Genomic DNA, 11,561 nt, shown 5'->3' with positions numbered 1-11,561 from the left:
TAAGATACAATTAATAAAAATTTAACTATTTTCTTTAATTGTATTTTATAGAAAAATCATTAAATCATAAATTCTAGTTATGAAGTTAAAAGTATTAAAAACTATAATTTGCCGATTAATCTTGAGGTCTTTAAAACAAAAGCACACAGTAAGATTAAGTATTCTTACTGTGTGCTTTTATAATATCTGCTTGTATAATTTATTTTTCATAAAATATACGATATATTTTAAAGGATTAGCTGTTTAGATAAATCCTTTTGTAATTACACTTTATTATACTTCTAAGGATAAAAGATCCTCGTAGCTTTGTCTTTTTGATACTAAACGAGCTATTCCATCTTTTACGAAAACAACAGCTGCCCTTGGATTTTTATTATAGTTGCTTGCCATAGAGAATCCATATGCCCCTGTTGTAAACACGGCAAGCACATCTCCTCTTTTAGTTTCTTGAAGATTTATATCTTTTACAAATATATCGCCTGATTCGCAACACTTACCAGCAACTGTAACCATATTATCCTTTTTATAATTAACTTTATTAGCTATAGTCATATCATATTTTGCCCCATATAATGCAGGTCTTATATTATCAGTCATTCCTCCATCAACAGAAATATAAGTTCTTACTCCTTCTATTTCTTTTATTGCTCCAATAGTATATAGTGTTGTTCCTGCATTTCCTACTATTGATCTACCTGGCTCAATAGTTAAGATTGGTCTTTCTAATCCTAATTTTTCACAAACTTTATCTACCCTATTTAAAATAGCTTCGCAATATTCTCTTGTTTCTCTTGGTTTATCTTCATTAGTATAATGTATACCAAATCCTCCACCTAGATCTAACTCTGATATTATATGTCCTGTTTCTTTCTTAATATCATTTATAAAGCCTAACATAATTTCTGCTGCATCTTCAAATGGTGCTATATCAAAAATCTGCGAACCTATATGACAATGCAATCCTTTTAAATTTAAATTTTCATAATCTAATGCGTATTTAACAGCATTCATTATTGTATTTCCAACTGGTGCAAACCCGAATTTTGAATCTATTTGACCTGTTTTAATATAATCATGTGTATGAGCTTCAATACCTGGAGTTAATCTTAAATAAATATCCTGTTTTTTATTATATTTAGTTGCTATTTCATTTAATATAGTCATTTCTTCAATATTGTCTACTATAAATCTACCTACGCCTAACTTAACACCTAATTCAATTTCATCATAAGTCTTATTATTTCCATGGAAATACACCTTTTCTAAAGGAAATCCTGATTTATAGGCCGTATATAACTCTCCCCCCGAAACTACATCCAAGTAAAGTCCTTGCTCATTTATAAGCTTACACATAGCCATTGTTAAAAATGCCTTTCCTGCATAAGCCACTCTATTATTATTTTCTTTACATTTAAAATTTTTATAATAACTTTTACAAGTGTTTATTAAAAGTTCCTCATCCATTACATATAATGGCGACCCAAATTCACTAACTAAATTAGTAGAACTGACCCCTCCAATATATAATTCATTTTCTTTAATTTCCATTGCCCCAAATAACTTCATTGTATAACCCTCCAAACAAAAAATCCACTATAGATGTCCTATAGTGGTAGTTTTTACTTTATAATGCAATTTATTATTTCTTATAATAAAAATAATTTTCATCTTATTATCGCACCTTGTAGCCCTCCACTTACGTGACAGTTATGCATATATTTTATGCATACCCAGAAATAATCCTTTGCATAAATTACTCCTTCGGCTATTATACCTTTCATAAATTATCATCACTTGCCAGCTACAATTTATTACTATTTATAAATAGCACCTCTAACATAGGTATTCTATTAAATAAAATTCTAAACTTCAATCTAGATAATAAAACTTATTTTTTCATTCTAAAAAGAAGATGTTTCACTCAGAATATATTATATGCAGTCTTTTACAATAATAATACCACATTATTTTTACTAATTAAACAATATTTTTAAAATTGTCTATATTTATCCATTAAGTTACTCATTGTATCTCCGTTTGATGGAGGAGTATAAGTTATTGCATTTGCCCCTGCTTCTATTGTCTTTCTTATAGTTTGTTCATCTGGGCCTCCTGTTGCTATAACAGGAAAATCTGGAAACTCAGATCTTATTTTAGCCACTATTTCAGGTGTATTTTTTCCACCAGAAACATTTAAAATAGTTGCTCCTGCTTCTATTCTAGCTTTTATATCCTCATGAATTGAAACAACTGTAACTATTATTGGAATATCAATTGTTTCCTTAATTCTACTAACAACTTCATTTGAAGTTGGAGAATTAACAACTACTCCCATGGCACCTTTAAATTCTGCATCTAATGCTAAATTCACTACTCTTTTACCTTGAGTTATTCCTCCACCTACACCACAAAAAACTGGCACATCTGCAGCCATTACTAAAGCTGCTGTTATCAACGGTTGTGGAGTAAATGGATAAACTGCTATAATTGCATCTGCATTTGTATTCCTTATTATTGCAACATCAGTTGTAAATAATAACGATTTTATTCTTTTTCCAAATATTTTTATGCCTGAACAATCTCTTATGCATGGTGGCACTTCAACTACATGGCGTCTTAAAAGTCCTTTGATTTCAGGCACTTGCTTATGTTTTCTTTTTTCCATTTGAAACACCCCTATTATTTTTATATGTACTATTATACTATTTTGTCGAAATATTAAAAGAATTTAACCCTAAATACATTTAAATTTTACATTAAATACACCTTTTTTAACATATTATCATCTAATTATTTTCATATAAAAAAAATATTGTAAATTACATTTAAATATTTTTTCCTTATAAGGTATTTATATTGAAAATTTAAAATTATATCCTATACCTTTGTAATAATGGATTAACAAAATACTTTATTATAATGATATTGCTGCCATTAATATCATCTTTTAGAAAAAATATTTGAAAAATATTTCATAAAAATGATATATATCACATTATTTTCAGTGTTTTTTTTGTTAATATATATTTGAGGTGTATGTATATATGAAACAAATAAAAAACTTTTATTCTCCATATGTTATTCTTTTGGGGCTATATAGTTGTTTAATTATTTTTGCCTTTATTATTGATAGCCCAAAAGAAATATTTTATGGACTAAAATCAATAGTACTTTCTTCTGATATTTTAATAACTGATTATATGGAAGTAGGTGGTATTGGTGCAGCTTTAGTTAATGCTTCATTAACTAGTATACTTTCAATATTACTTTTAATATTAATAGGAATAAAACCAAATGGATCAACTATAATGGCGTTATGGCTTATGACTGGCTTCTCATTTTTAGGTAAAAATATCTTTAATATTTGGCCTATTATATTTGGTATATACTTATTCTCAAAATACCAAAGAGAACCTTTTCTTAATTATACCCTTGTTGCCCTATTAGGTACTTGCCTTTCTCCAATAGTAAGCCAATTAAGTTTTGCAAACGATAGTCATTCTTTTCTCTCTATATTACTTGGTATATCTGTTGGAATATTAGTAGGCTTTATCTTACCTCCAATTGCTTCTCATAGTGTTAAAGCCCATAATGGTTATAACTTATATAACATTGGATTTGCTAGTGGATTGCTTGGTACTTTATTAATGTCTATTTTAAGAGGTTTTGGAATAAATTTTGATAGTAGATTAATATGGCATACTGGAAGTAATAAATTACTTTTCTTAATAATATTGTTCTGTTGTATTTATTTAATTATATCTGGTTTATTGCTGGGCAATAATTCAAAGAAAAATTTAAAGCTTATAACAAATCAAACCGGTAGACTTATAAGTGATTTTTATTTACTATCAGGACCTACAACTTATATAAATATGGGTATACTTGGAATTTTGTCATCATTATTTGTATTATTTATAGGAAGTGATTTAAATGGTGCTACTATTTGTGGTATATTTACTATAATTGGTTTTGGAGCATTTGGTAAAAATATCAAAAATACTATCCCATTAATTATAGGATCTACTATAGCAGCAATATTTAATGTTAACGGATTAAATTATCCACCTATAATTTTATCTATATTATTTTCTACAACACTTGCTCCTATATCAGGTAAATTTGGTTGGAAAATAGGCATTGTGGCTGGATTAATGCATGTTAATATAGTTGCAAATACAGGCTATCTTCACGGTGGGCTAAATCTTTATAATAATGGTTTAGCTGGTGGTTTAGTTGCCATGATACTCCTTCCATTAATAACTACCTTTAAAAAGGAGATTTAATTATGAAATTTAAAACAGAAAAAAACCTTAAAATTGTTAATGAGTTAATAACTTATTTTCACACTCTTGGAAACTCAAATGTTCATATTGATTTAAGTAGTGATGGAAACACTTCATACTTTACTATTTCTGGTGAAGTAGAGTCTATTTCTCAAAAAGAATTAGATAACTTAAATTCTATATTAAGTATTCCAAGGCAACATGAAGTTGAACAATATTATTGGAACCTTGGTGGCGAATGTGAGTTTGACTCTGAATTATCCCTTGTTGGTATGATGATAAACAAAGCTAAGGTTACTTATATAGATAATATTCTAACTATACGCCTTGTTAGAGAAGAAAACTAAAAAAGTTATGAGTTAGTTATTTTTAATAAATGCTAACTCATAACTTCTTACTATAATATTATTTCTACCGGCTCATTAATTTCTATTGACTCTTCTGTAACTATACAATTATAAGCAAATATATCTACTCCATTTGCTTTTGCATATCTTAGTGCTTCTCCAAATTCTTTATCTCCAGCATCATTAGGTGAAAACTTACTTACTTCCTTTAGTTGTATTAAGAATATTGCTCCTGCCCCATATCCCTGTTTCTTTGCTTCAACTAATTCTAATAGATGTCTAGCCCCTCTTTCTGTTGGTGCATCAGGAAAACGTGCATAACCATTTTCCTCTAAAGTAACTCCTTTAACTTCTAAAAAATATTCTTCTCCGCTATCTGAAGATATCTTAAAATCAAATCTACTCTTTCCAAAAGTTTTTTCTCTCAATATGTTTGTATATTTTTCAAGACCTTTTATTTTTTTGTTTTTTAATGCTTCATCTACAACCTTATTAGGTATGTGTGAATCTATACTAATTAATTTTTCACCCTTATAAACTGCCATTAAATCATAGGGGGTTTTCCTAGTCGGGTTATTTTCCTCTCTTAAAAACACAGTACATCCTGGTATAAGTAACTCTTTACATCTTCCTGTATTTGGAACGTGTACTTTTATCTCCTCTTCACCTAATTTTACATTTGCATGAAATCTATTAGGTCTATTTATAAATTCAGCTTTAAATATATTTTTATTATACCTCAAAACATTTCCTCCTAAAATTTTACATTTTATTATTTTTTATTACTTTTTTCTTATATTTTAATATTAATTAAGAATAGTTATCCACAGTTTAAATTTATTTATTTATAATTTTTATTAAAATAAGCATCATATTTTCATGTTATCCACAGATTTTGTCCACAGATATGTTAATTCTGTTGATAACTTTATCGACAAGTTTTTCAAGTCAAATATTTACATAACATTTTATGTTTTTTTTCTACAATACCCCCTATATTGTTGTATATAATTGTAGTACCCTAATATATTGTGTCAATATATTAGTAAAAGTTTTCAACACTTTTTTAAAGTTATCCACATTTTGTGGATAACTTTCATCTTATTAATTTTGCTTTTGTTAATTATATTACTAAATATACCCATTATTTCTATACTTTATAAATATATCTTAACCTCAAAACACTATTTAACTTTTATTATAGATGATAAAAAAAATAGATAACATCATTAAATAGTAATGATATTATCTCCTATAAAACTTGTATATTTCAACCTTAATTATTGAATTATTGACTTTTTACCAAGTGTAGTTGCTAAATATTGCACTACAAATATACTAGGCCCTAAAAGTATAGTTAAAATTGGCCATATAATATGATTCTGTCCTTTTTCTTTAGCTAATTTGAAGGAACAATATGCTGCTAATATTAAAATTGCATATACTACTATAAATGACATTTGGCTTCCCCCTAAATATTTAATATAATCTATATATTTTACTTAATATTAAAATTATAAAATTTATATATAATTTAATATTGCTCAAAAAAATAATAGCTTCTAGTCAACTTATAGCTATTCTATAAAATTTATCTAATAATCTCAACATTTATATTCTATAGTTCTTAAAATGTTAACAATTATAAAATTTCATTCTTATTATCATATACCATAATTAAAAAAAATAAATTTAAAAATTATTTTTAAAAAACCTTTACACCCAAATTAACGTATGCTATTATAAATTCATAAATTTAATAATTAGCGTGTTACTGGTAATGCAGGCAAGGCTTAAATATGTATAAATTATTATTAACTCTCAAATAATATCAAAGAGATAATTATATAATTTATAGATATTTGGGCCTTTTTTTGTTGCTAATTTTAGTAATTAGAAAAGTAACAGGTTCTTATTTATTTTAATTTTAGGAGGAATTATAAAATGATGCAATTTTTACAAAGAATCGGTAAAGCAATAATGCTTCCAATTGCTGCTCTTCCAATTGCCGGTATATTACTAGGTGTTGGTGGTGCATTACTAGGGATATCTGGATTAAACAATCCACCTGCTATTTATCAACCTTTAATAACTTTTGTTAACATCCCATTTGTTACAGCTGTTTTAACTGTAATGAAAAATATAGGTGATATAATATTTGGTAACTTGCCATTATTATTTGCTGTTGGTGTTGCAGTTGGTTTAGCTAAAAAAGACAAAGGAACTGCTGCTCTAGCTTCAGTATTCGGTTTTATAGTAATGAATCAAGTTGTTTCAACACTTTTAGCTTTAGGTGTTACTCAATTAGGAGTTCTTACTCCAGATTCAGTAGGACAATATGGAACTTATGTAACTACTAACTTAGGTATATTCACATTAAATATGTCTGTATTTGGTGGTATCATAACTGGTATCGTTACTGCTTTATTACACAATAGATTCTGTACTATCCAATTCCCACCAGTTATTGGTTTCTTCTCAGGATCTAGATTTGTTCCAATTATAACTTCACTTACAATGGCTTTAGTTGGTGCATTACTTGCATTTGCATGGCCAGTTGTTCAAGATGGTATAAGCTTATTATCTACATTTGTTAAAAATGCTGGTGCCTTTGGTACTTTCTTATATGGATTTATTGAAAGAGCGTTAATCCCATTTGGATTACACCATGTATTCTATACTCCATTCTGGTATGGATCATTTGTTGAAGCAAATGTTCTAGTAAATGGATCTGTTCAAACTGTTGCTGGTGCTAATACAGCTTACTTTGTTCAATTATCAAGCATGACTGATTTAGTTGGTGCTTCTAGCGCAGTAATGAGCGAAATAGTTAGCAATACTACAAGATTTATGGCTGGTAAATTCCCTCTAATGATGTTCGGTTTACCTGGTGCTGCTTTAGCTATGTACAAAGCTGCTAAACCAAATAAGAGAAAAGTTGTTGGTTCTTTATTAGCAACAGCTGCATTAACATCATTCTTAACTGGTATCACTGAGCCATTAGAATTCACATTCTTATTCGTTGCTCCATTATTATATGTAATTCACTGTGTATTTGCTGGTTTAGCTTATATGTTAATGGGTATATTCAACGTATTTATAGGTATGACATTCTCTGGTGGTGTTATCGACTACGCTCTATTTGGATTACTTCCTGCAGGAGCTGGTGTTAAGACTAACTGGTTAACAGTTATTTTAGTTGGTATTGTATACTTTGTAGTTTACTACTTCTTATTCTACTTCTTAATTACTAAGCTTAACTTAAAGACTCCAGGTAGAGAAGATGATAACGAAGAAACTAAGTTATTCACTAAAGCTGATTACCAAAAAGGTAAAGGTAATGATACTACAGCAGCTGCTCCAAAAACTGCTGGAAAAGGTGAAATAGCAGAAAAAGCTCCTTTAGTATTAGCTGCTTTAGGTGGAGAATCAAATATAGTATCTGTTGATGCTTGTATAACAAGATTAAGAGTTGAAGTTAAAGATAAAGCTCAAGTTAACAAAGATGAATTAAAGAATCTTGGTGCTGCTGGGGTTGTTGAAGTTGGTAACGGAATCCAAGCAATCTTTGGTGCAAAAGCTGATGGTTATAAAAATGCAATCAATGAAATTCTTGGTGAATAATTAACTTTACTTTAATGTATTTAAAATAGTAGAACGTATTTTTATTAGACTTAAAAGGCAAATAGTAATAACTATTTGCCTTTTTTGTTTATACTTTTAATAAATGAATACTGTAAAATTAATTTTTAACATATTCCTTTTTCTCTTCTTCTTTAACTTTATTATCCTCTTTCTTTTTATTTTTCTTTTCTAAGTTTTCTTTCCATAAAGGTTCAGCCCTTTCAGCCCAGGTTAATCCATAATTTATAGTTTTCTTACATAAATCATCTACATTTTCCGGATCAACATATTCAGTAGATTTAGCTCCTGATGCTTTAACCATTTCTGCAATCTTAGGTGCATTATCTAATATTGGGCATGGTCTAAATTGATTTTCATTAAATGGTTGATTTTTTTGATACTCTAAGAATAGTGGTTGACCTAATGCTTCAATTAATGAAACATCTTTAATATTGGCATTTGAATAATGACAGAATACACAAGGCTCTACATCTCCATTTGCATTTATATGACAATATCTTCTACCACCAGCAACACATCCTCCAACATATTCAGCATCATGCCAGAAATCCATATTAAATATAGCTTTTGTATTACGCCAAGCTCTTATAGTTCTATATAATTTTTCTCTTTGATCTGGATTTGCCATTAATGAAGTATCAGTTTTACAACCTATTGGCATAAATGTAAAGTACCAAGAGAAATATGCTCCCTTATCTATCATTAAATCAATAAATTCTTCTGATAATACACTATCACAATTTGCATTTGTAAAGCATGTTGAGAACCCAAATGGTATTCTATTAGATTTCATAAGATCCATAGCTCTCATTATATCCTTCCATGAACCTTCACCTCTTCTTCCATCTGTTGCATCATCAAAACCTTCAACGCTTATTGTTGGAACTAAGTTACCAACATCTATTAAATCTTCACAGAATTTTTGATCAATTAGTGTACCATTTGTAAAGAACATAAATACACAATCATTATGTTTTTTAGCTAATTTTAATATATCAGCTTTTCTAACTAATGGTTCTCCACCAGTCATAATGTAAAAATAAATTCCTAATTCTTTTCCTTCAGTAAATAATTTATCTAATTGCTCATAACTTAAATTTAATGCCTTATTATAATCAGCTGCCCAACATCCTATACACTTTTTATTACAAGCGGTTGTTGGATCAACTAGAATTGTAAATGGAATATCATGACCATATTTTTCTCTATTTTTTTCAATTTCTCCCCATCCTTTTATTGATGCATTTAATAAAAAGTTAGTAAATACAGTTTGAACAATATTAGGATTAACCTCATTTATTATTCTAGTCATTAATTTAGTCCAGTTATTATCTGGATCATCTAAAAATCCATCTATCATATCATATTGATTTGCATATAAATTATCACTATCAAACTTTCTAAGCCAAGAGATTATTTTCTTTAGATTCTTTTCTGGATCCTTCTTTAAATATCCTAAAACTTGTTTTAAAGCAAATTGTTGAATTTTATATTTTGCACTTAACATACTATAACTAACTCTCCCTTTCATATAATATTAAAATAGTTTAATACTATTTTTATGCCTATAATTAATAAAATAATTCCACCACAAATATCTATTTGTTTTTTATATTTATCTCCCATTCTGTATCCCATCCATAAACCCAAGGCAACTAATATGCTAGTTACAATAAATAATATTAATATAGTACTTATTATATTGGTTTGGAGTAATCCGAGGCTTATTCCTAAAATTAATGCATCTATGCTCGTTGCAAATGCTAATGCTAAACTAGTTTTATATCCAAAGAACTCCTCTCTTCTTTCATATACCTCCTCTTGTTTAAAGGCATTCTTAAAAAATTTAAGTCCTAAATAAATTAATATAAGTGCTGAAAACCATTGATTCAAAGATATTATTCTTAAGTTTTCTGATTTTAGCATAGGGAATATGGCTATAAACATTCCTAACGTTAACATTAATGTCTGTATTGCACCAAATATCATACCAACAAATATACTGCTACTTTTTTTTAAATTTCCTTGTGTAGCTCCTCTACATACTGCTACAGTAAATGCATCTAATGCTAACCCAATTGCTACTATAATTATTTCCCACAATTTCATTCATCCTCTTCCCTCCTTATAAGTTAATTATAAGAATATAGACTAAAATAATACATATATAATTCTTTTTAACTGTTATTTATAAATAAACAAAAGGACGACTTTGTAGTCGTCCAAATATAAATAATATAAATTGTATATTAATTTTATATATTTCAATAAAAAAGTCTTTTTATTAAAATTGTCTTACTTACTGAATTTAATAAAATAATTAAAAGGTTAATTATTTTATTAAATTATGGATAATATCATCTAAAGAGTTAGTTACCAAAATTTCATACTTTTTTGTTAAATCCTTAGCTGATATATTTATTCCATCTTCTATCCATCTTTTTATTATAAAAGTTAAACCTCTTGAATAATATTCTGCTATATCATCTACAGAAAATTTTTCTTGTGAATTACTATTCTTATCATATTGCTTTAATAATACCTTAAACATATGTATTAAATTATTATTTATAATTTCTTCAAATGAATTTTGACCAGTAACTTTAATAGCTTGCTCGTAAAACTCTTTGTTATTTTCTATTCGAGAAAACATATATTGAATAGCTTCATAAGGCATCCTATTTTCAATTAACATCTCGCTCCCCTTAAATAAGTCTTCATAGCATATTTCCTCTAAAACCTCATATTTATCTGCAAAGTGATTATAAAAAGTTGGTCTAATAAGACCTGCACCATCAGTAATCATCTTTATTGTTATCTTATCAAAACTTTGTTTAAGTATTAACTTTTTAAAGCTTTCAATTAAAGCTAAATGCACATCTTCCTTTTTATTATTCATAATTCACCTATAACCATCTTATACTAACTCTCTAAAATTTTTATAAACGTTAAGATTTATCCCATTTTATGGAAATATTATACCATATCTTTCGAATTTTTTAAATTAATAATATTTAATTCTTCCTATAGCTATCCCTATATCTATTATAATTAAATCTGTCTTTATATTTTCATCTAAATAGTTTTTATTGTCTATATGCCTTTTTATATACTAAAAATTAAGCTTTGCTTGAAACATTATACCGTTATAATTATTTACTTTAATTTTAATAGCATAAAAAATACACATAATATTATTATGTGTATTTTCAGACTGCTGACAAAGTGTCAGTAGTCTTTAATTTTATACAAATATGTAATATAATTTAAAATATATTAATTT

Annotated in this window: 10 protein-coding genes and 1 riboswitch; of the genes, 3 read left to right on the top strand and 7 right to left on the bottom strand. The window is 27.6% G+C overall.

The window, feature by feature from the left end:
- Window positions 1–273: 273 nt before the first annotated feature.
- Window positions 274–1,566: a diaminopimelate decarboxylase gene (gene lysA, locus LPC13_RS03515; RefSeq protein WP_005210557.1), complete on the bottom strand. Its 1,293-nt coding sequence runs from the start codon at window positions 1,564–1,566 to the stop codon at window positions 274–276.
- Between the two features lie 111 nt (window positions 1,567–1,677).
- Window positions 1,678–1,844, bottom strand: a riboswitch (Lysine riboswitch).
- Window positions 1,845–1,990: 146 nt separating this feature from the next.
- Window positions 1,991–2,665 carry a beta/alpha barrel domain-containing protein gene (locus tag LPC13_RS03510; protein ID WP_005210558.1) on the bottom strand — a complete coding sequence of 225 codons (675 nt, stop codon included), beginning with the start codon at window positions 2,663–2,665 and terminating at the stop codon, window positions 1,991–1,993.
- A gap of 379 nt (window positions 2,666–3,044) precedes the next feature.
- Here LPC13_RS03510 and LPC13_RS03505 point away from each other — a divergent pair, with 379 nt between their 5' ends.
- Both LPC13_RS03505 and LPC13_RS03500 read left to right on the top strand, forming a co-directional pair.
- Window positions 3,045–4,286 (top strand): DUF1576 domain-containing protein, encoded by a 1,242-nt coding sequence (locus tag LPC13_RS03505; RefSeq protein ID WP_005210561.1) that lies wholly within the window; start codon window positions 3,045–3,047, stop codon window positions 4,284–4,286.
- Window positions 4,287–4,288: 2 nt separating this feature from the next.
- Entirely contained in the window at window positions 4,289–4,633 is a 345-nt protein-coding gene (locus tag LPC13_RS03500) for a hypothetical protein (RefSeq protein ID WP_005210563.1), read from the top strand.
- Between the two features lie 50 nt (window positions 4,634–4,683).
- Here the strand turns inward: LPC13_RS03500 and sfsA are convergent, their stop codons facing one another.
- Window positions 4,684–5,376, bottom strand: a complete 693-nt coding sequence (gene sfsA / locus LPC13_RS03495; protein WP_005210564.1) for a DNA/RNA nuclease SfsA — start codon at window positions 5,374–5,376, stop codon at window positions 4,684–4,686.
- Between the two features lie 537 nt (window positions 5,377–5,913).
- Window positions 5,914–6,093, bottom strand: coding sequence for a hypothetical protein (locus LPC13_RS03490; RefSeq protein ID WP_005210566.1), 180 nt, complete (start codon window positions 6,091–6,093; stop codon window positions 5,914–5,916).
- Window positions 6,094–6,577: 484 nt separating this feature from the next.
- On the opposite strand from LPC13_RS03490, the gene LPC13_RS03485 reads away from it, so the two are divergent.
- A complete protein-coding gene (locus tag LPC13_RS03485) occupies window positions 6,578–8,257 on the top strand; it encodes a PTS transporter subunit EIIC (protein WP_234088593.1) in 1,680 nt (559 codons plus the stop codon).
- A gap of 118 nt (window positions 8,258–8,375) precedes the next feature.
- Here the strand turns inward: LPC13_RS03485 and LPC13_RS03480 are convergent, their stop codons facing one another.
- From LPC13_RS03480 to LPC13_RS03470, 3 genes are all read right to left on the bottom strand, one after another.
- Window positions 8,376–9,785, bottom strand: a complete 1,410-nt coding sequence (locus LPC13_RS03480; RefSeq protein ID WP_051040648.1) for a radical SAM protein — start codon at window positions 9,783–9,785, stop codon at window positions 8,376–8,378.
- A 20-nt stretch (window positions 9,786–9,805) separates the two neighbouring features.
- Window positions 9,806–10,387 carry a manganese efflux pump MntP gene (locus LPC13_RS03475; protein ID WP_005210570.1) on the bottom strand — a complete coding sequence of 194 codons (582 nt, stop codon included), beginning with the start codon at window positions 10,385–10,387 and terminating at the stop codon, window positions 9,806–9,808.
- 223 nt (window positions 10,388–10,610) lie between these two features.
- The gene (locus LPC13_RS03470) at window positions 10,611–11,177 is read right to left on the bottom strand and encodes a TetR/AcrR family transcriptional regulator C-terminal domain-containing protein (RefSeq protein ID WP_005210571.1); all 567 of its coding nucleotides are present in this window, start codon (window positions 11,175–11,177) and stop codon (window positions 10,611–10,613) included.
- Window positions 11,178–11,561: the final 384 nt, after the last annotated feature.

The sequence above is a fragment of the Clostridium celatum genome (assembly GCF_021412605.1).
GTDB lineage: Bacteria > Bacillota > Clostridia > Clostridiales > Clostridiaceae > Clostridium > Clostridium celatum.
The sequence above is the reverse complement of the archived record's forward strand: the minus strand, read 5'-3'. Positions and strand labels throughout refer to the sequence as shown.

What these genes read in the sequence shown, in the direction of transcription:
- lysA (WP_005210557.1), bottom strand. Translation starts at nt 1,566, where the DNA reads ATGAAGTTATTTGGGGCAATGGAAATTAAAGAAAATGAATTATATATT.
- LPC13_RS03510 (WP_005210558.1), bottom strand. Translation starts at nt 2,665, where the DNA reads ATGGAAAAAAGAAAACATAAGCAAGTGCCTGAAATCAAAGGACTTTTA.
- LPC13_RS03505 (WP_005210561.1), top strand. Translation starts at nt 3,045, where the DNA reads ATGAAACAAATAAAAAACTTTTATTCTCCATATGTTATTCTTTTGGGG.
- LPC13_RS03500 (WP_005210563.1), top strand. Translation starts at nt 4,289, where the DNA reads ATGAAATTTAAAACAGAAAAAAACCTTAAAATTGTTAATGAGTTAATA.
- LPC13_RS03490 (WP_005210566.1), bottom strand. Translation starts at nt 6,093, where the DNA reads ATGTCATTTATAGTAGTATATGCAATTTTAATATTAGCAGCATATTGT.
- LPC13_RS03485 (WP_234088593.1), top strand. Translation starts at nt 6,578, where the DNA reads ATGATGCAATTTTTACAAAGAATCGGTAAAGCAATAATGCTTCCAATT.
- LPC13_RS03480 (WP_051040648.1), bottom strand. Translation starts at nt 9,785, where the DNA reads ATGTTAAGTGCAAAATATAAAATTCAACAATTTGCTTTAAAACAAGTT.
- LPC13_RS03475 (WP_005210570.1), bottom strand. Translation starts at nt 10,387, where the DNA reads ATGAAATTGTGGGAAATAATTATAGTAGCAATTGGGTTAGCATTAGAT.
- LPC13_RS03470 (WP_005210571.1), bottom strand. Translation starts at nt 11,177, where the DNA reads ATGAATAATAAAAAGGAAGATGTGCATTTAGCTTTAATTGAAAGCTTT.